The sequence below is a fragment of the Salinicola sp. MIT1003 genome (assembly GCF_001858555.1).
Classification (GTDB): Bacteria; Pseudomonadota; Gammaproteobacteria; order Pseudomonadales; family Halomonadaceae; genus Salinicola; species Salinicola salarius.
The window spans coordinates 324,610-348,116 of record NZ_MCAP01000011.1; the positions used below are offsets into that span (position 1 = coordinate 324,610).

Here is a 23,507-nt window from a genome sequence, read left to right on the forward strand (position 1 = left end):
AATTGATGTCCGCTATCGGCGCGATTTGCAGCCTTGTAACGGATCGGCCGGCAAGCCTGTTATAATGCCGCCCCTTGATTATTCATCATCCGGCGCTTCGGCAACCGTATTCGAGCGCCTTTCCACATCGCGAGGTCATCGTGACGATCCGCTTCATCGCCGCATCGCAACTGCCGACTCCCTGGGCGACGTTCATGCTGCACGGCTTCCAGGAAGAGTCCACCGGCAAGGAGCACGTCGTGCTGACGCTCGGCGACATCACCACGCCTGAGCCGGTTCTCGCTCGGGTGCACTCGGAGTGCCTGACCGGCGATGCCCTGTTCTCGATGCGCTGCGACTGCGGCTACCAGTTGCAGGAAGCCCTCAAGCGGATCGCCGACGAAGGGCGCGGCGCACTGCTCTATCTGCGCCAGGAAGGCCGGGGGATCGGCCTGCTCAACAAGATCCGCGCCTACGCGCTTCAGGATGACGGCGCCGATACCGTCGAGGCCAACGAACGGCTCGGGTTCGGCGCCGACCAGCGCCGCTACGATATCTGCGTGCCCATGCTCGAGCATCTCGGCATCCAGTCGCTGCGGTTGATGACCAACAACCCGCGCAAGGTCGAGGCCCTGAGCCAGGATGGCGTGACCATTCACGAGCGCCTGCCGATCACCACCGGTCGCAATCCGTTCAACGAGCACTACCTGACCACCAAGGTCGGCAAGCTCAATCACATGATGGATCTGGACGATTTCACCCCGGCCAGCGACGTGGACATCGAGCGCGACGCCTGAATCTTCTCGCACCCTGCGTTCGCGGGCTTTTACCGGCGTCAACTCAGCGTCATGATGAGCCCATAGACTGAACCCGGGCCGCAACAGCCTGTCCAATCGGACACCGCTTTGCATCCTGCGCGCCCTGATCGTCGAGGGGGTTCGAATATCATGTCAGACGTTCAACCGGATTACCCGACCCAACGATCGGCTCCCTCGGGCAGCCGGCCCAGCGCCGATGAATCCGGTGCAGAGTTCTCGAGACTCGAGGAGTGGCTGCACAGCATCAGCCACGGTATCGGCGCCGCCTTGAGCCTCGCCGGCATGATCGTCCTCATCGTGCTGGCCAGCATCGCAGCCCATGTCGATCCGTGGAAGATCGTCAGCGTTTCGCTCTACGGCAGTTGCCTGCTGCTGCTCTACACCGCCTCGACGCTCTATCACGGTTTCCGCCGCCAGCGTCTGAAGCGCGTGTTCCAGGCTTTCGACCACTGCGCCATCTACCTGCTGATCGCCGGCACCTATACGCCCTTTCTGCTGGTCAACCTGCGCGGCCCGATGGGCTGGGCGCTGTTCGCCGTCGTCTGGAGTCTCGCCCTCGGCGGCATCGCCCTGCGCCTGATCTGGCCGCATCGGTTCAGCGTGCTGCGGGTCTTCATCTATCTGATCATGGGCTGGCTGATCCTGATCGCCTCCGGCGATATGGCGGACCATCTGCCCGACACCGGCATTGCGCTGCTGGTCGCCGGCGGCATCGCCTACACCGTGGGTGTGATCTTCTACGCCGTACGCGCGATCCCCTTTCATCACGCCATCTGGCATCTGTTCGTGATCGGCGGCAGCGTCTGCCACTTCTTCGCGGTCTACACCGCCGTGCTGCCCTTTCAGGCCTGACGCCTACCCGCGACGGCTGATGTCAAAACGCGGATTGCCAAAGCGCCCGAGGCGGCTATGATCGGTAGCGGCTGGCAGTGCCCCGCAATGGAAGCCCGCCAGTCCGCCGTGCTTACCTTCAAGGATTGCCATGTTTCGCTGGTTCGAAAACCGTCTCGACCCCTTTCCGCCGCAGGAACCGCAACGTCCACCGGACACGCTGGTCGCCTTCTGCCTGCATTACACCAAAGGCGCCTGGCCCTATCTGCTGGCGGCAACACTGCTGATGGCGCTGATCGCCGGCATCGAAGTGTGGATGTTCGGGTTTCTCGGCAACATCGTCGACTGGCTGGCCGGCCAGGATCGCGAGACGTTTCTCGCCGACCAGGGCTGGAAACTGGCCGGCATGGCGTTCGTCGTGCTGCTCCTGCTGCCCGGCATGGTGTGGCTGCATTCGCTGTTCCAGCAGCAGACGCTGATGGGCAACTTCCCCATGCGCATCCGCTGGCTGGCGCACCGCTATCTGCTGCGGCAATCGATGGGCTTCTATCAGGACGAATTCGCCGGACGCATCGCCACCAAGGTGATGCAGACGGCGCTGGCCGTACGCGAGTGCGTGATCAAGCTGTTCGACGTGCTCAACTACGTCAGCGTCTATTTCCTCGGCACGCTGCTGCTGGTGGGCAACGCCGACTGGCGTCTGGCGCTTCCCCTGGTGGCGTGGCTGGCCGGCTATCTCGTGCTGCTGCGGGTATTCGTGCCGCTCATGGGTCGCGTGTCCAAATCCCAGGCCGACGCGCGCTCGCGCATGACGGGCCGTATCGTCGACAGCTACAGCAACATCCAGACGGTCAAGCTGTTCTCCCATGCCAGCCGCGAAGCGACTTTCGCCAAGGAGAGCATGGATGGCTTCCTGGTCACCGTGCATCGCCAGATGCGGCTGGTCACCGGCCTCTACGGGCTGCTCTACCTGCTCAACGCGCTGCTGCTGTTCAGCATCGGCTGGCTATCGATCCATCTGTGGCTGACCGAAGCCGTCAGCGTAGGGGCGGTCGCCGTGGCGCTCGGCCTGGTCATGCGGCTATGGGGCATGTCGCAGTGGATCATGTGGGAAGTCTCCGCGCTGTTCGAGAACATCGGCACGGTGCAGGACGGCATGGCGACGCTCTCCCTGCCCCGCCAGATCGAGGACGAGCCCGAGGCGAAGCCGCTCGCCATCGATCGCGGCGAGATCGTGTTCGACCATATCCGCTTTCACTACGGCAAGGGCAGCGGCGTCATCGACGATCTTTCGCTCCACATTCGCCCCGGCGAGAAGATCGGGCTGATCGGCCCTTCCGGCGCCGGCAAGTCGACCCTGGTCAACCTGCTGCTGCGCTTTTTCGAGCTGGAAGGCGGCGCAATCCGCATCGACGGGCAGGACATTGCCGACGTGACGCAGGAAAGCCTGCGCGCGAAAATCGGCATGGTGACGCAGGACACCTCGCTGCTGCATCGCTCGGTGCGCGACAACCTGCTGTATGGCCGGCCCGACGCCACCGACGAGATGGCGTGGCAGGCGGCGAAACAGGCCCACGTCTCGGAGTTCATCGAGTCGCTGCGCGACATTCACGGCCGGCAGGGCTTCGACGCCCATGTCGGCGAGCGCGGCGTCAAGCTCTCCGGCGGCCAGCGCCAGCGCCTGGCCATCGCCCGCGTCATGCTCAAGGATGCGCCGATCCTGATCCTCGACGAAGCCACCTCGGCGCTGGACTCCGATGTCGAGGCCGCGATCCAGGAAAATCTCGACCAGCTGATGCAGGGCAAGACGGTGATCGCCATCGCCCATCGCCTCTCCACCATCGCGGCCATGGATCGGCTCGTCGTCATGGAGCAGGGCCGGATTGTCGAACAAGGCAGCCATAACGAGCTGATTCGCAAGAACGGCCTCTATGCCCGGCTGTGGCGACGCCAGTCGGGCGGCTTTCTGGAAGCGGAACCCGCCCAGCCCATGGCGGACGAGACGCGCTGACAGGCGCGCGGGGTGTCGTCACGCCCGATGTGACGACAGCCCCGCCACACCCTGCAGCGCCGAATTGCTGCCGCCGGGGTCGGGAATGACGCTGAAGGTGCCGTCGGTCTCCAGCACCACCGCATGTACACGCTCGACGTCGGCGATACCGTTCTCGCGAATCGCCGCACGCACCTCGGCCTCGACCACCCGCTCCTGCGCCATCGCCTCCTGACGGAACTGACCCTGGAACAGCAGGAGCGTCGGCTGCGACTTGATCAGATTCTTGACGGCACGAGAGCGCACCGAGGAAAACGTGATCACGAACTGCAGCGCGACGATGACCGCAAACGCCGTGATGCTCTGCGCCAGCGAAACCTGGGTCGAGACCAGCGCCGTCGACAGCGTCGACCCCAGCGCGATGGTGACCACGAAGTCGAAGGCGTTCCACTTCGACAGCGTGCGCTTGCCGGAGAGCCGGATGATGGCGATCAGGACCAGATAGCTGATGATCCCGACGACGATCGTATGGACGATCGGATGCATGGATAGACTCCTGATCAAGCTGTGATAGAGGAGCTGTCAGCGTAGGTGCCGTGGCGCGATGCGGCCAGCCGCGTAGCCTTGCCCTCTCCACGCGATGATGGGGAGCCGTTAATTCGCGATGCCGGCCGATTCGCTGGCAGCGTCCAGAGACTGCCAAAACGCATCTGCAGGCCGGTTTCGATTACCCAGCCAGCGCACCAGGATGATCTCGAGATGCTCGGACGGCATGTCCGGGTAGAGCCGCACTAGGCTGCCGTCGTCGATCAGCGGTTCCACCATGCTGTGCGGCATGCAGGCGATGCCATGCCCCATGGCGACCATCGGTTTGAGCGCCTCGGATACGGTGGCCTCGAATACCCGCTTCAAGCGATGCGGCTGTGGGTGACGGCTGACCTGGTCGCGCGCGAGCGCGTGCAGTTGGGCACTGCGCGAATAGGTCAGCCAGGGAATCGGCAGATCGCTTCGCAGACAATCCGACGCTAGTTGCGGCGTACCGACCCAGTACAGTTCGTCGTGACCCAGGGAAATGGCTTCGAAGTCCTCGCGCTGGAAGTAGCGCTCTGACTCCTCGTCACGATAGAAAAGAATGAAGTCACAGCGCCCGGACATGAGCGCCATGTAATAGTTTTCCGTCGTCTTATGGCCGGTGTCGATCCGGGTGTAGAGAGGGCCATGAATGCAGGTATAGCGTGAAATCCACTGCGGAAAGAAGTTGCACGCCAAGGTGTGCAGCGAAGCAAAGGTCAATGGACGATCGATCACCTTGACGCTCTGCTCGCATTCCTGAGCCAAGCGCACCAGTTCCATGGCGGTGGGCAGCAGTGCATCGCCGGCGGCAGTCAATCGGACCGGCGTCGCCTGGCGATCGACGAGCGCCGCACCCAACTGTTTCTCAAGCAGGCGAATCCGCCGACTCAGCGCGGATTGCGAGCTGTTTCTGAGCTTCGCGGCGGCGGTGAATTTTCCCGTATCGGCGAGCGCCAGAAAATCTTCGTACCAGGCGACTTCCATATTAGATCATTCAAATATTCGATGATGGGTGCAGCTAACCGGATCAATCGCTGCTGTTCTCGGTTTTCGATTGTACGTAATTTGGCTACTAGCGGCAGTGCCATCTCTGCATCGTTCTCGTAGAGTCGGCGCGTCCAGAACACACAACAATCGAAAGGTTCGATCATGCAGAATAACAAAGGGTTGACCCGATACCTCTCTCTTGGCTGCGCACTGTTCGGTTCGGTCTGGCTGGGGCAGGCTCAGGCCGGCACATTACAGGACGTTCAACAGCACGATGCCGTACGCTGTGGAGTGAGTAGCGACAAGGCGGGGTTCTCATACCTCACCGACGATGGCCACTGGAAAGGTATGGATGTCGATCTTTGTCGCGCCGTTGCGGCAGCGACGCTGGGAGATGCCGACAAGGTAGAGTACGTTTCTACCTCATCGAAGAATCGCTTTACCGCCATCTCATCCGGTGAAATCGACATCCTGTCACGTTCCACGACTTGGACGGCCTCACGGGATGCCAATCTTGGCGCCGATTTCACCACGCCGTGGTTCTATGACGGCCAAGGTTTCATGACCCACGCGGAATTCGGCATCAGCAAGATTGAGGATCTCGATGGCGCTACGTTCTGCCTCTCGCCAGGCACGACCTCCGAACAGAACCTGGCCGATTACTTCGGTCGCAAGGGGTTGAGCTACAAGTCGGTGGTGATCGAAAAGAGCAGCGAGCTCTACAGTGCTTTCCAGAAAGGCCGCTGTGACGCCATCACCAACGACATGACTGGCCTGGCGGCGCGGCGTACGCTGTTCGCCAATCCGGACGACTATACGATTCTATCTACCATCATTTCCAAGGAGCCGCTGGGTGCCTATGTTTCCCAGGGCGACGCGCAATGGCGTGACATCGTGACCTGGACCGCTTTCGCTCTAATGAATGCCGAGGAGCTTGGCGTTACTTCCGACAATGTCGACGAGATGCGTGACGCCCCGGTTGCCGACAACCCCAAGGTTGCTCGACTGCTGGGCACCGACGGGCATATTGGCGAACGCTTCGGTCTCAGCAATGACTGGGCTTACCAAGCCATCAAGCAGGTCGGCAACTACGGAGAGATCTTCACCAACAATGTCGGCCCCGAAACACCGCTCAAGTTCGATCGTGGCTTGAACCGCTTGTGGACTGACGGCGGGCTAATCTATCCAGCACCGATTCGCTAATCACATCGTGCCGCCCATCAACGGGCGGCCTGGAATTCCTCATGTTCCTGACTCCACGTCTGCATAACGCCCGCGTGCTCAGCGCCTTGCAACAAGGCGCTGTACTGCTCTTGGTCGCAGTGGGCCTTTACTGGCTGATCTCCGAGGCCAGCACCAATCTTGATGCCAAGGGTATCGCCTCCGGTTTCGGCTTCCTGAAGGATCGCGCTGGCTACGACATCACGTTTCACCTGATCGACTACTCCCCTGACGACACCTATTTTCGCGCCTATCTGGTCGGCTTGCTCAACACTCTGCTGGTTTCGTTGATGAGTATCGCCCTGGCTACCGTACTGGGTGTCCTGCTCGGAGTCTGCCGAGTATCTCCCAACTGGCTGGTCAGTCGATTGAGCTATCTACTGGTCGAGTTTCTGCGCAATGTCCCGCTCGTCGTCCACCTGATCTGGTGGTACAGCCTGACGCTGGCGCTGCCCGGCGTGCGTCAAGCGATCCCGATTTTCGATGTCGCCTTTCTCAGCAATCGAGGACTGATGTTGCCGTGGTCCAGCGACGGCTCATTGATCGGCTGGGGGCTTCTGTGCGTGTGCCTTGGCGGTCTGCTGGGATATCTCGTCATGGGTAGGTATCTCGCACGCCAGCCCTGGAAAGGGTTGGGGCCAGCCCGCTGGCCGGCCATCGTCATCGGGGCCGTGCTTATTCCGGTGGCATGCTATCTGGTCAGCAGCGCCCAGTGGCAATGGGATCTACCCGTCTCCCACGGATTCAGCTTCCGTGGTGGCGTAGCACTGACCCCCGAACTGCTCGCGTTGTGGCTGGCGCTGTCGATCTACAGCGCCAGCTACATCGCCGAAATCGTCCGCGGCGCCATTCAGTCGGTATCGCGCGGTCAATACGAAGCCGCAGACGCCCTGGGATTCCGCGAGCGCAAGGCGATGGCGAAGCTCATCATCCCGCAGGCGATCTATCCGATGATTCCACAGTTCACCAGCACCTATCTCAACATCATCAAGAACTCGTCGCTCGGTGTCGTGGTGGGCTTCATGGAGCTGGTCTCCTCGACCGGTGGCACCACGCTCAATCAGACGGGCCAGGCGATCGAATGTATCGCGCTGGTGATGGCGACCTATTGCGTTTTCAGCCTGGTGACATCCGCCCTGATGAACTTCTATAACCACCGGATCGGACTGCGGACTCACTGAGGTGCCAGACATGACGATACCGACTTCCTCCCCCGCCACGTCGCCGTCCGATCATCATGGTCTCGCGCCGGCCTGGCGATGGGCACGGCGTCATCTGTTCCCGACACCCTTTCATGCCCTTCTTTCCCTCATCACGCTGGCGCTGGTGGTCTGGTTTTTCTTCGTGGCCCTGGACTGGCTGGTGTTCTCAGCAACGTTCGTCGGCGATAGCCAAGCGGACTGCACCGGCGGTGGGGCCTGCTGGCTGCCGATCACGCAGCGCATCGACCTGTTCGTCTACGGTTTCTACCCGGAGACCCAGGCGTGGCGCGTCGACATGGCTTTCGCCCTTGCCGTCGGCATCTTCCCATTGCTCTACATCAAGCGTATCGACCGCCGCTGGACATTGGTCTACCTCGCGCTGCTGCCATTCGCGATGTGGTGGCTACTCAAGGGTGGCATGGGCTTGCCGTCGGTCTCCTCGACGAAATTCGCCGGGATACTGGTGACCGTGTTCCTGGGCGTGGTCGGGATGGTCTTTGCGCTGCCGATCGGCATTCTCCTGGCGCTTGGACGGCGCTCGAAGAAGCCGGTCATCCGGATACTGAGTATTCTTTACATCGAACTGATACGGTCGGTACCGGTCATCACGCTGCTATTCATGGCATCACTGATGATTCAGCTATTTCTGCCACCGGGCATGAACATCGACATCCTCCTGCGCGTGCTCGCGGTGCTTATCCTGTTCACTGCCGCCTATATGGCGGAGACGGTACGCGGCGGCCTGCAGGGTATGTCCAAAGGTCAATATGAAGCCGCCGCCGCCCTCGGATTCTCCTACTGGAAGACGATGGGACTGATCATTCTTCCCCAGGTGTTGCGCAATACCATCCCGCCCCTGCTGACGCAGTTCGTCGGGTTGTTCAAGGAGACCACGCTGGTCATGGTCGTGGGCGTTCTCGATGTCGTGGGCATCGCCATGAGCACGACCTCGGCGCCCGAATGGATCGGCCTGGAAAACGAAGTTTATCTGTTCCTGGCCTTGTTCTTTTTCGTGATCTGTTTCGCTCTCTCGCGCTATGCGCGCTATCTCGAACGTCAAATGGAGAAGAGTCGCCGATGAGCGCTAACCCGCCAGCAGCGGCCGACGCCGCCGTCATCCACATCAATAGCCTGAACAAATGGTATGGCGACTATCACGCTTTGAAGGACATATCGCTAACGGTTTCCGCCGGCGAGAAGATCGTGATCTGCGGCCCATCCGGTTCCGGCAAATCGACGTTGATCCGCTGTATCAACCAACTCGAGAAACATCAGCGGGGCACGATCGAGGTACTCGGCGAAACACTCGACGATAACGTCAAGCGACTCGAGCGTATTCGTCGCAGCGTCGGCATGTGTTTCCAGCATTTCAATCTCTTTCCCCACCTCACTGTCCTCGAGAACTGCACCCTGCCGCAGACGGCCAATCTCCGTGTCCCGCAGAAAGAAGCCATCGCAAAATCGCTGGCGCTGCTCGACAAGGTTCAGATGCGTGAGCACGCCAACAAGTATCCGGGGCAGCTATCGGGTGGTCAGCAGCAGCGTATCGCCATCGCTCGTGCGCTTTGCATGCGTCCGAAAGTCATGCTGTTCGACGAGCCGACGTCGGCGCTCGACCCGGAAATGATTGCCGAGGTGCTGGAGGTCATGGTTCAGCTTGCTCAGGAGGGCATGACCATGCTTTGCGTGACGCACGAGATGGGCTTCGCCAAGAAGGTCGCCGACCGTGTCGTGTTCATGGACGACGGTGAAATCATTGAACAGGCACCTCCAGCTCGATTCTTTCACTCTCCCGAATCGCCGCGAACGCGGCGCTTTCTCGACCAAATCATCGATCACGGAGTTCCCACATGAGTTCACCCATCGCTCTGGCCATTCATGGCGGCGCCGGCGTCCTGAAGCCCGGCCGCCTCAGCGAAGAGGATGAAAACGATATTCATGCCTGGCTGCACCGCGCCATCTCTGCCGGACATCGCATTCTCGAGGCTGACGGCGATAGCCTCGATGCGGTGGAAGCCTGTGTCATCCAACTCGAAGAGTGTCCCTGGTTCAACGCCGGTTACGGCGCGGTCTTCACACAGGACGGTACCCACGAACTGGATGCAGCAATCATGCGCGGTCGCGACCGCAACGCTGGGGCAATCGCCGGCGCCCGACATGCCCGCCAACCGATCCACGCTGCACGCCAGGTGATGGAATATAGCGATCATGTGATGCTCGGCGGCAGTGGCGTCGATGCCTTTCTGGCTTCACGCGGGTTGCAACCGGTCGATAATGATTTCTTCGACACGCCGCTACGCCGACAGCAGTGGGAGGAGCATCGTCATTCGAATGGCGCCATGGCGCTGGAACCGACCCATGCAGAAGGTCACAAGTTCGGTACGGTCGGCGCCGTGGCCCTGGATATCCATGGTCACGTAGCCGCAGCCACGTCTACCGGAGGGATCACCAATAAGCGTTACGGACGAATCGGTGATACACCACTGATCGGCGCAGGGACGTGGGCGGACGACCGTTCCGCGGCGATCTCCGCCACCGGGCACGGCGAGTATTTCATTCGTACGGCCGTCGCCCATGATATCGCCGCTCGCATGCAGTATGGCGGTGTAGATCTGACAACGGCCTGCAATGCCGTGGTGCATGGTGAACTCAAGGAGATTGGTGGTGATGGCGGCGTCATCGCCATCGCGCCTAATGGCGATACTTGCCTGATCTTCAATACCCCGGGCATGTATCGCGCCTGGCGCGACGAGAAAGGCACCTTGCACACTGCTATCTATGCCGACGACGACCGCCGGCATCCCTAAGATCATCGCCATCGGCCGGGGTAGTCTCCGAGTAACATCGCCATCCCGGTCGTCATGATTGCGTCAGCTCGCCAGCTTCAACCCCGCTACCGCCGCGACGATCATGCCGACGAAGGCGAGTCGCAGCGGACGCCGCGATTCGCCCCAAAGCAGCATGCCCATCAGTGTGCTGCCGAGCGTGCCGATGCCGGTGAAGATGGCGTAGGCTACGCCCATGTCGATCGAGCGCATGGCGATCGACAACAGGCCGAGCGAGCTGCCGAACCCGATCACGAGCAGCAGCAGGCCGTGCAGACGCTGCCCGCGATTGAGCCGATCGAAGCCGGCGACGCCGACGATCTCGAAGCAGCCCGAGGCCAATAGCGCGATCCAGTGGAGAGTCGTCGGTTCCATCAGTCGTTCACCTGTTGAAGTCCAATCACGCCCACCAGCAACAGCACGATGAATGCCAGCACCGGCCAGTGAAACGGCACGCCGAAGAGGAGCCAGTCGGCAATCGCGGTGCCCGCGGCGCCCAGGCCGACGAAGACTGTGTAGACGGTGCTCGTCGGCATGTACCGTACCGCGCGCGAGGCGAGCCACAAGCTGGTGATCGCCAGCACCACCGTCAGCAACCAGTCGGTGAGCGTCTCGGCATGCTTCAACCCGGCAGCCCAGCCGACTTCGGCCAGGCCAGCCAACGGCAGGATTCCCCATTGCGGTCGCATCATTGCTTGATCCATTCGACAAAAAATGACTAACTAACGGTCGTTAGTTTATTTCGACCCATGACTCTTGGCAAGCTACGCCTTCAATCACACCGGAAGATTCCCTTGAACACCCGAGATCGACTCAAGCAGATCGGCCTTTCGCTGTTCGCGCGCCATGGCTACGAAGGCACGACGCTGGCGCAGATCGCCACGGCTGCCGGCATCAAGAAGCCTTCGATCTACAACCATTTCGACAGCAAGGCGGCACTGTTTCTGGAACTGTCCCGCGACGCCGACGACGACCTGATCGCGCTGATCGATGCCAGCCTGGCCGACATGGCAGCCGCCCCGTTCGAACACCGACTGCGCCACCTGCTGCAACAGTGCGCCACGTTTGCCTACCGCGAACATCAGGGCGTGTTCTACAAGCGCTTTCTGCTGTTTCCTCCGCAGGATCTGGTCACCGAAGCCGAGGCCATCACCGAGCAGGGCGAATCACGGATCGATCGACGTCTCGTGGCCTTCGTGCAGGAGGGACGCCGAATCGGCGCCTTGCGGGCGACATTGACCGACGACCACTTCGTCGCAGCGTTCTACTGCGTCGTCGATGGACTGCTGTCGGAGACTTTCATGTATGAAAAGCGCGAGCTCGAACGCCGGTTCGAAGGCGTCTGGTCGGTGTTCTGGGCGGGCGTGAAGGCAGGCTGATCAGCCTTTGTCGGGCTTGCGATAAGCCTGATAGCAGTGCTGGTTGCGCTCGAGGGCGATCAACGAGTGGGTGTCGAGGCCGGGAATATCGGAGATCTCCAATCCATCCAGTGCGGCGATGGTGTCGGGCGGACAGCCGTTACGCGGCGGTATGTCATTCCATCCCAACAGGAACAGGCCGCCGGGCTTGAGGCAGGTCGCCGCGCCGGCAAACGCCGCTTCCACCGTGTCGGGCTCGTCCAGCCCCCAGCCCAGCACGCCGTTGCAGATCACGGCATCCAGGCTCTCTGAAGGCAGGTGTTCGGTGATATCGGCCATATTGGCCACGATATGCGAATCGCCGCCGAAGGCTGCCTTGGCCGGGTCGATCTCCATGGTCATGACGCGTTTGCGCGGCAGCAGCTGGGGATAGTGCCGGGTATACCAGGCGCAGCCGACCAGCAGCAGGGTCTCGACGCCAGGGTCGCGGTTCAGCTCGGGCAGCACGACGTCCTCGAGCAGACGCCGGTCGCCGTAGCGATAGCGCAGCACCCAACCACGCTTGTCGATCGTGCCCAGCATCCGGGCGGCAGTACGGTAGAGATCGGCCTTCGCTGGCATGCAATCACATCCTTGTTGCGGCTGTCTCGAGGTCGAATCTCTATCTAAGCGTGTTCGCCGACAGGAGACAATAGCGGATGATGCTTTCGCGAGACGGCTTCAGCCCCCACGCTGCTCCCGCGTTTTCTTGATCAGATCGTAGGCGTTGCTGATCTCGCTGGTACGCTCCTTGGCCATCTCGCGCATGCTCTCCGGCAACCCCTTGCCAGCCAGCTTGTCGGGGTGGTTTTCGCTCATCAGCTTGCGATAGGCGCGCTTGAGCTCGGCATCGGAGACATCCTCGGACACGCCGAGCACACGATAGGCATCCTCCAGCGACTGGCCGCTGCTCGCACCACCCGCCCCCTGATGGGCACCGCCGCGCAGCATCGCTTCGATCTGCTGGATCTCGGCTTCGGAGAAGCCCAGGCCGCGCGCCACGCGCAGCAGCATGTCGTGCTCGGCGGGATGCATCTGGCCGTCGGCGGCGATCGCTGCCAGCTGCACCTGCAGAAATACCTGCAGCAGCGCACGCTGGCCGCCGGTGACGCGGCGGATCGTCTCGACCTCGGCGTCGAGATCGAACTCCGGCGACTTGCCGCGATTGAATGCGGCCTTGGCGCGCTCGCGCATCTCGCCACTCAGATGGAGGCGGTCGAACAGCATCTCTGCCGTGCGGATCTCGTCCTGGGTGATGTGGCCGTCGACCTTGCACACGCAGCCCATCACCGCGAAGGTCGACTCCAGGAACTGATGCTGGATATTGACCACGCGCCCTACCAGCGTGCTGCGCAGCTTGCGGCTGATCCACCAGCCGATGGCGGCGCCGATCAGAAGGCCCGGCAACTTGCCGAAGAGATAGCCGATGACGGCGCCGATCAGAATGGCAATTGACATGAAGATCCTATCAGTCGTTGTTGATGTTCAGGCGGTGACGGATGGCCGCTTCGATGCCATCGGCATCCAGCCCGCAATCGCGCAGTAGTTCGGCCGGTTTGCCGTGTTCGACGAAGGCATCGGGAATGCCCAGATTGAGCACTGGCACCTGGACGCCCTCGGCCGCCAGCAGTTCGATGACGCCGCTGCCGGCACCGCCGGCCACGACATTCTCCTCGAGCGTGACCAACAGATCGTGGTCCCTGGCTGCCGCCAGAATCGCCTCGCGATCCAGCGGCTTCACCGAACGCATGTTGAGGTGCGTCGCGTCGAGCCGCTCGGCGACCTCGGCCGCTGGCGTGTTGAGGCTGCCGAATGCCAGCAGCGCAATACGCGCCTTGCCCTGTTCCGCCGCCGCTTCACGACGCAGTTCGGCCTTGCCGATCGGCACTCGCGCCTCGAGGTCCGCCGGGATCTCGCTGCCCGGGCCGGTGCCACGCGGGTAACGCACCGCCGCCGGGCCGTCGTGATGATAGGCGGTGGAGAGCATCGCCCGGCATTCCGCCTCGTCCGCCGGGGCCAGAATGATCATACCCGGCACGCAGCGCAGGTAGGAAAGATCCATCGCGCCGTGGTGCGTCGGGCCATCCTCGCCGACGAGGCCGGCGCGATCGATGGCGAAGGTGACATCGAGATGCTGCACGGCGACGTCGTGGATCAACTGGTCGTAGCCGCGCTGCAGGAACGTCGAGTAGATCGCCACCACCGGCTTCATCGCCTCGCAGGCCATTCCCGCCGCCAGCGTCACCGCATGCTGCTCGGCGATCGCCACATCGTAGTAGCGCTCGGGATAGTCCTGCGAGAATCGGATCAGATCGGAGCCCTCGCGCATCGCCGGGGTGATGCCGATCAGTCGCGAATCCGCTGCGGCCATGTCGCACAGCCAGTCACCAAAGACGTTGCAATACTTGCGCGGCTTGGGTCTGGCGGGCCTGGAGCGGGTTTCGGATGAAGTCGATAGTCCACTCGCCGGCGGCGTGGTCGCGTCCATTTCGGGCGGTGCCGGCGGCGTCTTTTCCAGCTTGGTGATGGCGTGGAAGCCGATCGGGTCGGCTTCCGCCGGCCGAAAGCCACGGCCCTTGCGGGTGCGGACATGGAGAAACTGCGGCCCGTCGAGATCGCGCACGGCCTCCAGCGCCTGATTCAGCGCGGCCAGATCGTGACCGTCGATCGGCCCGAGATAATTGAAGCCCATCTCCTCGAACAGCGTCGCCGGGCTGATCATGCCCTTGACGTGCTCTTCGGTGCGCCGCGCGAACTCCAGCGCGCCCGGCAGATGCGACAGCACACGCTTGCCGTTCTCGCGCATGGCGGCATACGGCTTGCTGGTGAGAATCCGCGTCAGGTAACTCGCCATGCCGCCGACGTTTTCCGAGATCGACATCTCGTTGTCGTTGAGCACGACCAGCAGGTTGGCATTGACGTGCCCGGCATGGGCCAGTGCTTCGAAAGCCATGCCGGCAGTCAGCGCGCCATCGCCGATCACCGCGCAGACACGGCGCTGCTCGCCCTTGGTCCGGGCGCTCAGCGCCATGCCCAGCGCCGCCGAGATCGAGGTGCTCGAATGGCCGACGCCGAAGGTGTCGTAAGGCGACTCCTCGCGCCGCGGGAACGCGGCAAGACCGCCGTACTGCCGGATGCTCGACAGCGCTTCGCGCCGGCCGGTGAGAATCTTGTGCGGATAGGCCTGGTGGCCGACGTCCCACAGCAGGCGGTCGTAGGGGGTATCCAGGGCGCGGTGGAGCGCCACGGTCAACTCGACCACGCCGAGCCCGGCACCGAAATGACCGCCGCTGCAGCCCACACTATAGAGCAGGTAGGCGCGCAGCTCATCCGCGACCTGCCGCTGCTGGGACAGTGACATGTGGCGCAACCCCGCCGGCGACTCGAGGGTATCGAGCAGCGGCGTCAGGGGGCGCTGAGTAGGAATCTCGTCGAACAGCTTCATAGACATGTCGTTACCGGTCAGTGATCGCGATCGATCATGAAACGAGCCAGCGCCGCCAGCGGCTGGCCGGCCTCGCCCAGCGGCTCGAGAGCGGCGAGCGCCTCGTCGAGCAGATCGCGGGCGCGGCGCTGCGCCTGCGCAACGCCAAGCAGGGCGGGATAGGTGGGTTTGTCGCGGCGCGCGTCGGCGCCGGAGGTCTTGCCCAGCGTCTGGGTGTCGCCAGTGACGTCGAGAACATCGTCGTGAATCTGGAACGCCAGTCCCATCGCGGCGGCGTAGCGACCCAGCGCCGCGACTCGTGAATCGGCCTCGTCGACCGCCACCAGCGCGCCCAGGCGGACCGCGGCCCGAATCAGCGCGCCGGTCTTGTGCTGATGCATCGCCTGCAGCGCCGCGAGATCCATCGGCGCCCCGACGGCGCCCAGATCGATCGCCTGCCCCGCAGCCATGCCGTCACGGCCCGCCGCCTGCGCCAGCGTCGTGATCAAGGCGCCCAGACGCGGGTGCGGCCGGGATGCCAGCACCTCGAAGGCGAGCGTCTGCAGCGCATCGCCGGCCAGGATCGCCAGCGGCTCGTCGAAGGCGCGATGAACCGTCGGCCGGCCACGGCGCAGGTCATCGTCGTCCATGGCCGGCAGATCGTCATGCACCAGCGAATAGGCGTGGATCATCTCGATCGCCGCCGCCGGCGCATCCAGCGCCTCGTCATCGGCGCCCAGCGCGCGCCCGGCCAGGTAGACCAGCACCGGTCGCAGCCGCTTGCCGGTCCCCAGCACGCTGTAACGCATGGCATCGTCGAGCGAAGCGCTGGCGCCATCCGCACGATTGAGCCATGCCGCCAGCACATGCTCGCTGCGCGACCGCGCGGTGTCGATCAGCCCCGCGGCGTCAGGCGTCTCAACGTTCATGGTTCTGCTCCTGATCGAACGGCTCCTGGTCATCGAACGGAACCGCCTGTAGCGAGCCGTCGTTCTGCTCGAGCAGCGCCTGCACCTTGAGTTCGGCGCTGTCGAGGCGATGCTGGGCATCCCGCGTCAAACGGATACCGCGCTCGAAAGCGGTCAACGATGCTTCCAGTGTCAGTTCGCCGGATTCGAGCTGGGCAACCAATGTCTCGAGCTGGTCCAGCGTCGCGGCAAAATCCTTGGCAACGTCAGCGTCCTGGGAGACGTCGACGCCCTGTGAAACGTCCTTGTCGGCCATCTTGTCGGGCATGGGGCTCTCATGTCATCGCTCGAGGACGCCCCAATGGCGCCGAGAGCGTTCTTCGAGGCACGGGCGTCGAAACGCTGCCGCACCGGTTCGGAAATGGCTTCTCAGTATACACCGCCGCCCCCGGGGGTCGTCTGCCCTTGGCGGTAAATCCGACGGCCTTGCGGCGCTAACGACGTCGGCACGCCTGCTATCGCCGTTCGAATTGCGGCTTCATGTTTAATCCAGATCAACTTGAAAGCCGTTAACCGCATTTATCGGCACTATCGCAGCCATTCCACCCGAGATGCGCTGGAAGAGAGCCGACAGGCTTTCTAACTTCAGGGGACGCAAGCGACCGTTGTGTCATCACGGAAGCCAAAATCATTGCAAGGAGCCACCTGCATGAAAGCACTGGTCTATCAGGGTAGCCACGACGTGCGCGTCGAAAACGTTCCCGAACCGACAATCGAGCAGGACGACGATATCGTCTTGCGGGTTACCGCCACCGCCATCTGCGGTTCCGATCTCCACCTCTACCGGGGGTCGATGCCAGCCACCGAACCAGGCGACATCTTCGGCCACGAGTTCATGGGCATCGTCGAGGAAGCCGGCCCGGCGGTCACCAGCGTCAAGAAAGGCGATCGCGTCGTGGTGCCCTTCGTCATCGCCTGCGGCAGCTGCTTCTTCTGCCAGCACGCGCTCTACGCGGCGTGCGAAACCACCAATCCCGACGAGGGCGGCGCACTCGACAAGAAGTCGATCCCCGCGCCGGCTGCGCTGTTCGGGTTCTCCCACATGTTCGGCGGCATCCCCGGCGGGCAGGCCGAATACGTGCGCGTTCCCCAGGCCAATACCGGCCCGTTCCGCATCGCCGACGGGCTCGACGACGAACAGGTGCTGTTCCTGTCCGATATCCTGCCGACCGCCTATCAGGCGGTGCTGAACGCCGGCATCACGCCCGGCTCGAGCGTGGCGATCTTCGGTGCCGGCCCGGTGGGGCTGCTGTCGGCGGCCTGCGCCAGAATGGAAGGCGCCGAGCGGATCATCATGATCGACAATCAGCGCTATCGCCTCGACTTCGCCAGGCAGGCCTACGGCGTCGAAACGCTCGATTTCGATGACATCGACGACGTGGCCGACGCGATCATCCAGATGACCGACGGCTACCGTGGCGTGGATGCGGTGATCGATGCCGTGGGCTACGAGGCCAAGGGTCACGGCGGCAAACTGCCGGCGATGGACAACTTCGAAGTCGAGAGCAGCGACATCGCCCTGCACCAGGGCCTGGCAGCGGTGCGCCGTGGCGGCAATATCAGCGTGCCGGGCGTCTATGCCGGCGCCGTCGACGGCTTCCTGATCGGCGATTTCTTCGACAAGGGCCTGACCATGAAAGGCGGCCAGACCCACGTTCATCACTACCTGCCCAAGCTGCTGGAAGCCATCGAGCAGGGCAAGCTCAAGCCCGAGGCGATCATTAGCCACCGCATGACGCTGGATCAGGCCGCCGATGGTTACCGCATGTTCGAAGACAAGCAGGACGACTGTCGCAAGATCGTGCTGACGCCCTGAACCGCCGCGCTGCCGGCAGGCTTCACGGCTGTCGGCCGCTCCCCATAAACCGCCCCCCACAAAACAAGACGGAAAAGCAAAACGGCATCTCGGACGCCCCCCCTGCGGGGCGTTTCGCGTCTTTGTCGTCTGCCTTGCCGCCAACCCTCGCCGCTTGTCACAACCAATCTCGAATGCACGGGCTTCATGTCGAAGCTGCGTCATTTTCATCCCGCCCGCCAGTGCCTGTGTTAAGCTGTGCGCCCGCTGGCGCCGCTGAGGCGGAGATTTCTGCCCCAGTCCCGCCAGGTCTTCCCCCATGACCGCGACACGGCTTTCATGCCACCGTCGCCACAAGCCGATGAAGAAGGGTTGATCCACCAATGGCCAAGACGTCTCTGGACAAGAGCAAGATCAAGATCCTCCTGCTCGAGGGCATTCACCAGTCCGCCGTGGATACGCTGCTGAACGCGGGTTACACCAATATCGAGACGCTCTCCACGTCGCTGGCCGAAGACGATCTGATCGAAAAGATCCGCGACGTGCACTTCATCGGCATTCGCTCCCGGACCCAGCTGAACGAGCGGGTCTTCGCCGCGGCGGAAAAGCTGACTGCCGTCGGCTGTTTCTGCATCGGCACCAACCAGGTCGATCTCGATGCGGCGCTCAAGCGCGCCATTCCGGTATTCAACGCGCCCTACTCCAACACCCGTTCGGTGGCGGAACTGGTGCTGGCCGAAACGATCATGCTGCTGCGCGGCATCCCCGAGAAGAACGCTCGCGCGCATCAGGGCGGCTGGCTGAAATCCGCCAAGAACTCGCATGAAACCCGCGGCAAGACGCTGGGCATCATCGGTTACGGCAGCATCGGCGCCCAGCTCTCGGTACTTGCCGAATCGCTCGGCCTCGACGTGCTCTACTACGACGTGGTGACCAAGCTGGCGATGGGCAATGCGCGTCAGGTGGGCAGCCTCGAGGAACTGCTGGCCCGCGCCGACGTGGTCAGCCTCCATGTGCCGGATCTGCCGTCGACGCGCTGGATGATCGGCGCCGAGCAGATCGCGCTGATGAAGCAGGGCGGCATCCTGATCAACGCCTCTCGCGGCTCGGTCGTGGATATCGAGGCCCTAGCCGAAGCGCTCAAGAGCGGCAAGCTGCTGGGCGCGGCGATCGACGTCTTCCCGGTCGAGCCCAAGGGCGCCGACGAGGAGTTCACCTCGCCGCTGCGCGGTCTCGAGAACGTGATCCTGACCCCGCATATCGGCGGCTCCACGCTGGAAGCGCAGCAGAACATCGGCATCGAAGTCGCCGACAAGCTGGTGACCTACTCCGACAACGGCACCACCATCACTTCGGTCAACTTCCCCGAGGTGGCGCTGCCTTCGCATCCGGACAAGCATCGCCTGCTGCACATCCACGAGAACGTGCCCGGCGTGCTCTCCGAGATCAACCGCGTGCTGTCCGAAAACGGCATCAACATCGCCGGCCAGTTCCTGCAGACCAACGACAAGGTCGGCTACGTCGTCATCGACGTCGACAAGGCCTACGGCAAGCAGGCGCTGGAAGCGCTCAAGCAGGTCGATCACACCCTGCGCCTGCGCGTGCTCTACTCCGAGAGCGACTATCAGGCCTGAAGAACGGCTACCAAGCCGGAAGAACGTCTGCCAAGCCTGAAAAACGGCTAACAAGCCTGAAAGGTGCCTCGATACACCGACGATCGAAAAGCCGCCCTTTCAGGCTGTGTCGAAACGACTGGCCGGCAGCCGCCTCAAATCGCCCCGCTTTTTGCGGGGCGATCTCGTTGCAGCCGGTGGCTTTCTACGTCAGGTCAGGCGTGTCACCACGCGTTTACGGCAGCTCGCCGGAGCCGTTCTGACCGCGTGAAGCATCCGCCGGGTTGCTGGTCGGTCCTTCTTGCGGCACGCCCGGCTTCACCTCGCGCTGTCCATCGTTGTAACGGTTGAACGTGCAACCACCGATCAGGGAGAACAGGACCAGAGCCCCGGCAAACGCAATGAGAATTCGCATAACGGTTCCTTGAATCATCGTTGATGGCGGCGATGCTCGAACGCCGCTCTCGTGTCATGGCTATCGACTCGAGACATCGCCACGAGACGTCACTAGAGACATCGGCGTGTCAGAAGTCGATACCGATACCAGCATAGACCGTCCGCCCCGGCGCCGGATCGAAATAGCGCGCATTGGTCGCGTTGATGATCACGTTGGCATAATGCTCGCGGTCGAACAGATTGCGGATGCCGACGTAGCCCTTAAGCCAGGTATCACCGCCCAGCCGCCAGCCGTCGCCACCGCGCAGGTTGACCAGCCAGACGTCGTCGATCTTCACCTCGTTGGCATCGTCGGCCATCATCGAACCGATGTACTGGGTTTCCACCGTCGCGAACCTTTGGCCGAGCCCCTGCCAGGTCAGGCGATTGACCCAGGTCTTCTCCGGCAGGCCGGGAATCCGGTTGCCGTCGTAGTTGCCGTCGGCGTCCTCGAAGTCATCGAATTCGTACTTGGCCAGCGTCAGCGCGCTATCCAGGCGCCAGCTGGGCTGGAACTGCCAGCCCAGCGCCGCCTCGATACCGTCCTGCTGGCTCTTGCCGGCATTGCGGTAGTAGTCGCGACCATCGATCTGATAGGAGACCAGTGAGTCCCGCACGCGGGTCGAGAACAGCGCCACGTCGTAATCGAGACCGTTGTCGAAATTGCCGCGCAGGCCGATCTCGCGATTCCACGCCTTCTGCGGTTCGATACCGGGATTGAAGCCACCGACGCCGGCCGGGTTGGCGAACTCGGCAAAGGTCGGCGTCTCGAACGAGGTGCCCGTCGACAGGTAGACCTGATGCGTGGGCAGGTAACGGAAGCTGAGCCCGGCACTGCCGCTCCACTGCTCGAAGGTACGGTCGCCGCTGTCGTCGCCGTCGTCGTTGGCGAGATCGATATAGTCGTCGTCGATATCGAAATCGACCCGGTCGTAGCGGGTGCCGAGCGAGAGCGTCCAGCGTTCGGTCAGGTCGAGATCGCCCTGCAGAAACGCGCCCAGCGAGGTCGCTTTCTGGGTCTCGTCGGCAGTGCGCCCCTGATGATCGCCATCGATGTTCACCGCTTCCCGGTAACGGTCGTCCACCTGACGCCCCACGTCCACGCCGGCCACGTAGCGCAGCGGCAGCTCGCCCAGCTCCAGTGCCTGGTGATACTCGGCGCTGCCACCGTAGTAGTCGCGATCGTAGGCAACGAAGTTGTCGTCACCCGCATAGGCCAGCTGCTGCTGGTAGTCGCGCTTGAGATAGAACCCCTTGAGGTAGAACTCGCCGGGGCCGGCGGAGAGATCCTCGTACTGCAGGCCGAGCACCTGCTGATCGACCTCCTGCCCCGCATCGATTCGGGTCGGCGAGTAGAAATTGCTGTCGACCGTGCCCTCTCGATCTTCGTCCACGGCTGCCGCGGTCAATCCGCCCGGGTCTTCGGCGTAGGGGCTGTCCAGCAGGTTGACGATCGCCGTGAGCGCACGATCACTGCCCAGTTCGCGACGCAGCTTGGCGTTGAGCAGGTATTTCTCGGTCGAACTGTGGTCGCGATAGCCGTCGACATTGAGCGCCGACACGCTGATATGGTGCGACCAGGGGCCGTTGACGCCGCCGTTGCTGACCGACGTCTTCTGATAGCCGTCACTGCCACCTTCGATACGGATATGGCTGCCCGGATCGTCGCTGCCGTCTGCCGTGGTCACGCTGATCACGCCGCCGGCGGCGTTGCCGTACTGCACCGCGGCCGGTCCGCGGATCACTTCGATGCGCTCGGCGCTGTCGAGATCGATCGCATCCAGCTGTGCCTGACCGTCCGGCAACGTGTAGGGAATGCCATCGACCAGCACGGTGATGCCACGCACGCCCCAGGGCGTCCGCGCGCCAAACCCGCGGATGGAAATGCGTTCGCCCTGGGCGAAATTATCGCGATTCTGCAGGAAGAGACCGGGCACCGTGATCAGCGACTCGTCCAGACGGACCCGCTGCTGGCCCTGCTGGATCTCGTCGCGCTCGACCACCGAGACGGCAGCGGGTGTCGCGTACAGCTCGCGGGAGAGCCTTGGCGCGGTGACCTCGATCACCGGTTGCGCGGCCGTCGACGGGCTCGCGGCAGACGACGCCGAGCCGGACTGCGCCAGCGCCACGCCGGGCAGGACGGCGCCCAGACAGAGTGCCGTTGGAAGATAGCGAAATTTCATGGCGTTCCCTGCAATGGAGGTGTTGCCGCTTTTCCAGCGGCTTGTGTAGACGTGATGTCTCGCTTTTGGCGAGCGTTCCGACCCGCACGGTCGCGAGACGGGCGCCATTTTTACGCCTCGATGGCGCCCCCGCAAGGCCAAGCCTCACGGTCGCCGGTTGGCAAGAATTCGCGACCTTGACCATGCTGGAGGCTCGAATACTGCATTCCTCGAGCAATCCAATCGTAAGCAGGGAGGCTTGGCAATGGATTTGGCCATTCACGGTAAAACGGCATTAATCACGGGGGCGCAAAGTGGTATCGGCCTGGCTACGGCTCACACCCTGGCCGCCGAAGGCGTCAATCTCGTGCTCACCGATCTCGACCCGCAAGCGCTCGAGCGTGCCGCCAACGACTTGCCGGGCGCGCCATTATGCCTGACGGCAGACGTGACGCGGCAAGCGGAAGTGGACGAACTGGTCGCCAAGGGCGTGCAGCACTTCGGCGCGATCGATATCGTCATCCACACCGCCGGCGTGACTGGCTCCAAGGGCGATCCGCTGGAACTCACCGACGGGGATTACGAACACGCCTGGCAGATCGACTTCTTCTCTGCCGTGCGAGTGGCCCGCGCCACCATTCCTGCCATGCGTGATCGCGGCTGGGGCCGTTTCATCTGCATCACGTCGGAAAACAGCGTTCAACCCTACTGGGAAGAGGCGGTCTACAACACCGCGAAGGCGGCGCTGAGCACCTTCGTCAAGAACCTCTCCTACAAGGAAGCGGCACACGGCGTGCTCTGCAATACCGTTGCCCCCGCCTTCATCGCGACGCCCATGACCGACGGCATGATGAAGCAGCGCGCCGATCAACTGAGCGTTTCCTTCGAAGAGGCGATCGAAAGTTTTCTCGAGAAGGAGCGCCCCGGCATCGTGCCCAAACGCCGCGGCGAAGCGCAGGAAGTCGCTCATGTGATCGCCATGCTGGTGTCGCAGCACGCCTCATTCGTCAACGGCAGCAACGTCCGGGTGGATGGCGGCTCCGTCATCTCCGTTCAGAATTGAACGCGCCGAATCTTCCCTCGGCATTAGCCTCCACAGCAGAAACCCCGGCATAAAAAAGGCGAGCCAATGGCTCGCCAGAAACTTCCGTCAATGATTCGTTAGGTCTCATCCCGACGGAAGAGCGCTCGGGAATGGCACGCCTGCCCGGATACCGCCGGGCCTGATTCGCGAACCATCGCATGACCGTCGTGCAGCCAACGGTGCGGAAAATGGCCGCGACCGAT

At 62.8% G+C, this 23,507-nt stretch carries 23 protein-coding genes; 12 read left to right on the forward strand and 11 right to left on the reverse strand.

Features of this window, described 5'->3' with window-relative positions:
• Positions 1-140 precede the first annotated feature (140 nt).
• The 3 genes from ribA to BC443_RS06675 all read left to right on the forward strand — a co-directional run bounded on the left by ribA (position 141) and on the right by BC443_RS06675 (position 3,639).
• A complete protein-coding gene (gene ribA / locus BC443_RS06665; RefSeq protein ID WP_071231171.1) occupies positions 141-776 on the forward strand; it encodes a GTP cyclohydrolase II in 636 nt (211 codons plus the stop codon).
• Positions 777-926: 150 nt separating this feature from the next.
• Positions 927-1,649, forward strand: coding sequence for a hemolysin III family protein (locus tag BC443_RS06670; protein ID WP_083387254.1), 723 nt, complete (start codon positions 927-929; stop codon positions 1,647-1,649).
• Positions 1,650-1,779: 130 nt separating this feature from the next.
• On the forward strand, positions 1,780-3,639 hold the full coding sequence (locus BC443_RS06675) for an ABC transporter ATP-binding protein (protein ID WP_139284250.1): 1,860 nt from the start codon (positions 1,780-1,782) through the stop codon (positions 3,637-3,639).
• Positions 3,640-3,657: 18 nt separating this feature from the next.
• On the opposite strand, the gene BC443_RS06680 is transcribed toward BC443_RS06675, so the two are convergent.
• Together BC443_RS06680 and BC443_RS06685 are read right to left on the reverse strand one after the other, a co-directional pair.
• Positions 3,658-4,164: a YetF domain-containing protein gene (locus tag BC443_RS06680; protein WP_071231049.1), complete on the reverse strand. Its 507-nt coding sequence runs from the start codon at positions 4,162-4,164 to the stop codon at positions 3,658-3,660.
• A 108-nt stretch (positions 4,165-4,272) separates the two neighbouring features.
• On the reverse strand, positions 4,273-5,175 hold the full coding sequence (locus BC443_RS06685; RefSeq protein ID WP_071231050.1) for a LysR family transcriptional regulator: 903 nt from the start codon (positions 5,173-5,175) through the stop codon (positions 4,273-4,275).
• A gap of 165 nt (positions 5,176-5,340) precedes the next feature.
• Between BC443_RS06685 and BC443_RS06690 the strand changes: the two genes are divergently transcribed.
• The 5 genes from BC443_RS06690 to BC443_RS06710 are packed head-to-tail and all read left to right on the forward strand — an operon-like array spanning position 5,341 to position 10,408.
• Entirely contained in the window at positions 5,341-6,381 is a 1,041-nt protein-coding gene (locus BC443_RS06690; RefSeq protein ID WP_071231051.1) for an amino acid ABC transporter substrate-binding protein, read from the forward strand.
• Positions 6,382-6,422: 41 nt separating this feature from the next.
• Positions 6,423-7,580, forward strand: coding sequence for an ABC transporter permease subunit (locus tag BC443_RS06695; RefSeq protein ID WP_071231052.1), 1,158 nt, complete (start codon positions 6,423-6,425; stop codon positions 7,578-7,580).
• Positions 7,581-7,590: 10 nt separating this feature from the next.
• Positions 7,591-8,682 carry an amino acid ABC transporter permease gene (locus BC443_RS06700; protein WP_083387255.1) on the forward strand — a complete coding sequence of 364 codons (1,092 nt, stop codon included), beginning with the start codon at positions 7,591-7,593 and terminating at the stop codon, positions 8,680-8,682.
• On the forward strand, positions 8,679-9,455 hold the full coding sequence (locus BC443_RS06705; protein WP_071231053.1) for an amino acid ABC transporter ATP-binding protein: 777 nt from the start codon (positions 8,679-8,681) through the stop codon (positions 9,453-9,455). The genes BC443_RS06700 and BC443_RS06705 overlap by 4 nt, the downstream gene beginning before the upstream one ends.
• Positions 9,452-10,408 (forward strand): isoaspartyl peptidase/L-asparaginase, encoded by a 957-nt coding sequence (locus BC443_RS06710; protein ID WP_071231054.1) that lies wholly within the window; start codon positions 9,452-9,454, stop codon positions 10,406-10,408. The genes BC443_RS06705 and BC443_RS06710 overlap by 4 nt, the downstream gene beginning before the upstream one ends.
• A 63-nt stretch (positions 10,409-10,471) precedes the next feature.
• Here the strand turns inward: BC443_RS06710 and BC443_RS06715 are convergent, their stop codons facing one another.
• Together BC443_RS06715 and BC443_RS06720 are read right to left on the reverse strand one after the other, a co-directional pair.
• Positions 10,472-10,801, reverse strand: coding sequence for a multidrug efflux SMR transporter (locus BC443_RS06715; RefSeq protein WP_071231055.1), 330 nt, complete (start codon positions 10,799-10,801; stop codon positions 10,472-10,474).
• The gene (locus BC443_RS06720; RefSeq protein WP_210766252.1) at positions 10,801-11,118 is read right to left on the reverse strand and encodes an SMR family transporter; all 318 of its coding nucleotides are present in this window, start codon (positions 11,116-11,118) and stop codon (positions 10,801-10,803) included. Before BC443_RS06720 ends, BC443_RS06715 begins: the two co-directional genes overlap by 1 nt.
• Before the next feature lie 102 nt (positions 11,119-11,220).
• Between BC443_RS06720 and BC443_RS06725 the strand changes: the two genes are divergently transcribed.
• Entirely contained in the window at positions 11,221-11,805 is a 585-nt protein-coding gene (locus tag BC443_RS06725; protein ID WP_071231056.1) for a TetR/AcrR family transcriptional regulator, read from the forward strand.
• Here BC443_RS06725 and BC443_RS06730 read toward each other — a convergent pair whose 3' ends face one another.
• From BC443_RS06730 to BC443_RS06750, 5 genes are all read right to left on the reverse strand, one after another.
• Complete coding sequence (locus BC443_RS06730; protein ID WP_071231057.1) at positions 11,806-12,405, reverse strand: class I SAM-dependent methyltransferase; 600 nt, start codon at positions 12,403-12,405, stop codon at positions 11,806-11,808. It lies immediately after the preceding gene.
• A 99-nt stretch (positions 12,406-12,504) separates the two neighbouring features.
• Positions 12,505-13,281: a co-chaperone DjlA gene (djlA, locus tag BC443_RS06735; protein ID WP_071231058.1), complete on the reverse strand. Its 777-nt coding sequence runs from the start codon at positions 13,279-13,281 to the stop codon at positions 12,505-12,507.
• Between the two features lie 10 nt (positions 13,282-13,291).
• A complete protein-coding gene (gene dxs, locus BC443_RS06740; protein WP_170835858.1) occupies positions 13,292-15,268 on the reverse strand; it encodes a 1-deoxy-D-xylulose-5-phosphate synthase in 1,977 nt (658 codons plus the stop codon).
• A 17-nt stretch (positions 15,269-15,285) separates the two neighbouring features.
• Positions 15,286-16,176 carry a farnesyl diphosphate synthase gene (locus tag BC443_RS06745; RefSeq protein ID WP_071231060.1) on the reverse strand — a complete coding sequence of 297 codons (891 nt, stop codon included), beginning with the start codon at positions 16,174-16,176 and terminating at the stop codon, positions 15,286-15,288.
• Positions 16,166-16,471, reverse strand: coding sequence for an exodeoxyribonuclease VII small subunit (locus BC443_RS06750; protein ID WP_071231175.1), 306 nt, complete (start codon positions 16,469-16,471; stop codon positions 16,166-16,168). The genes BC443_RS06745 and BC443_RS06750 overlap by 11 nt, the downstream gene beginning before the upstream one ends.
• Before the next feature lie 393 nt (positions 16,472-16,864).
• On the opposite strand from BC443_RS06750, the gene BC443_RS06755 reads away from it, so the two are divergent.
• Positions 16,865-18,031: a zinc-dependent alcohol dehydrogenase gene (locus BC443_RS06755; protein ID WP_071231061.1), complete on the forward strand. Its 1,167-nt coding sequence runs from the start codon at positions 16,865-16,867 to the stop codon at positions 18,029-18,031.
• A 362-nt stretch (positions 18,032-18,393) separates the two neighbouring features.
• Positions 18,394-19,644, forward strand: coding sequence for a phosphoglycerate dehydrogenase (gene serA, locus BC443_RS06760; protein ID WP_071231062.1), 1,251 nt, complete (start codon positions 18,394-18,396; stop codon positions 19,642-19,644).
• Between the two features lie 214 nt (positions 19,645-19,858).
• On the opposite strand, the gene BC443_RS06765 is transcribed toward serA, so the two are convergent.
• Positions 19,859-20,038, reverse strand: a complete 180-nt coding sequence (locus tag BC443_RS06765; protein ID WP_071231063.1) for a hypothetical protein — start codon at positions 20,036-20,038, stop codon at positions 19,859-19,861.
• A gap of 109 nt (positions 20,039-20,147) precedes the next feature.
• Entirely contained in the window at positions 20,148-22,241 is a 2,094-nt protein-coding gene (locus tag BC443_RS06770) for a TonB-dependent receptor (RefSeq protein WP_071231064.1), read from the reverse strand.
• A 244-nt stretch (positions 22,242-22,485) separates the two neighbouring features.
• On the opposite strand from BC443_RS06770, the gene BC443_RS06775 reads away from it, so the two are divergent.
• On the forward strand, positions 22,486-23,283 hold the full coding sequence (locus BC443_RS06775; protein ID WP_071231065.1) for an SDR family oxidoreductase: 798 nt from the start codon (positions 22,486-22,488) through the stop codon (positions 23,281-23,283).
• The last annotated feature ends 224 nt before the right edge of the window (positions 23,284-23,507 follow it).

Excerpts from the sequence above, each read along its gene's own strand:
- BC443_RS06720 (WP_210766252.1), bottom strand. The coding sequence starts at position 11,118 with ATGATGCGACCGCAATGGGGAATCCTGCCGTTGGCTGGCCTGGCCGAA.
- dxs (WP_170835858.1), bottom strand. The coding sequence starts at position 15,268 with ATGAAGCTGTTCGACGAGATTCCTACTCAGCGCCCCCTGACGCCGCTG.
- BC443_RS06690 (WP_071231051.1), top strand. The coding sequence starts at position 5,341 with ATGCAGAATAACAAAGGGTTGACCCGATACCTCTCTCTTGGCTGCGCA.
- BC443_RS06710 (WP_071231054.1), top strand. The coding sequence starts at position 9,452 with ATGAGTTCACCCATCGCTCTGGCCATTCATGGCGGCGCCGGCGTCCTG.
- BC443_RS06750 (WP_071231175.1), bottom strand. The coding sequence starts at position 16,471 with ATGGCCGACAAGGACGTTTCACAGGGCGTCGACGTCTCCCAGGACGCT.
- BC443_RS06685 (WP_071231050.1), bottom strand. The coding sequence starts at position 5,175 with ATGGAAGTCGCCTGGTACGAAGATTTTCTGGCGCTCGCCGATACGGGA.
- djlA (WP_071231058.1), bottom strand. The coding sequence starts at position 13,281 with ATGTCAATTGCCATTCTGATCGGCGCCGTCATCGGCTATCTCTTCGGC.
- BC443_RS06670 (WP_083387254.1), top strand. The coding sequence starts at position 927 with ATGTCAGACGTTCAACCGGATTACCCGACCCAACGATCGGCTCCCTCG.
- BC443_RS06705 (WP_071231053.1), top strand. The coding sequence starts at position 8,679 with ATGAGCGCTAACCCGCCAGCAGCGGCCGACGCCGCCGTCATCCACATC.
- BC443_RS06695 (WP_071231052.1), top strand. The coding sequence starts at position 6,423 with ATGTTCCTGACTCCACGTCTGCATAACGCCCGCGTGCTCAGCGCCTTG.
- BC443_RS06730 (WP_071231057.1), bottom strand. The coding sequence starts at position 12,405 with ATGCCAGCGAAGGCCGATCTCTACCGTACTGCCGCCCGGATGCTGGGC.
- BC443_RS06765 (WP_071231063.1), bottom strand. The coding sequence starts at position 20,038 with ATGCGAATTCTCATTGCGTTTGCCGGGGCTCTGGTCCTGTTCTCCCTG.
- BC443_RS06715 (WP_071231055.1), bottom strand. The coding sequence starts at position 10,801 with ATGGAACCGACGACTCTCCACTGGATCGCGCTATTGGCCTCGGGCTGC.
- BC443_RS06775 (WP_071231065.1), top strand. The coding sequence starts at position 22,486 with ATGGATTTGGCCATTCACGGTAAAACGGCATTAATCACGGGGGCGCAA.
- BC443_RS06700 (WP_083387255.1), top strand. The coding sequence starts at position 7,591 with ATGACGATACCGACTTCCTCCCCCGCCACGTCGCCGTCCGATCATCAT.
- BC443_RS06745 (WP_071231060.1), bottom strand. The coding sequence starts at position 16,176 with ATGAACGTTGAGACGCCTGACGCCGCGGGGCTGATCGACACCGCGCGG.
- BC443_RS06770 (WP_071231064.1), bottom strand. The coding sequence starts at position 22,241 with ATGAAATTTCGCTATCTTCCAACGGCACTCTGTCTGGGCGCCGTCCTG.
- BC443_RS06675 (WP_139284250.1), top strand. The coding sequence starts at position 1,780 with ATGTTTCGCTGGTTCGAAAACCGTCTCGACCCCTTTCCGCCGCAGGAA.
- BC443_RS06680 (WP_071231049.1), bottom strand. The coding sequence starts at position 4,164 with ATGCATCCGATCGTCCATACGATCGTCGTCGGGATCATCAGCTATCTG.
- serA (WP_071231062.1), top strand. The coding sequence starts at position 18,394 with ATGGCCAAGACGTCTCTGGACAAGAGCAAGATCAAGATCCTCCTGCTC.
- BC443_RS06755 (WP_071231061.1), top strand. The coding sequence starts at position 16,865 with ATGAAAGCACTGGTCTATCAGGGTAGCCACGACGTGCGCGTCGAAAAC.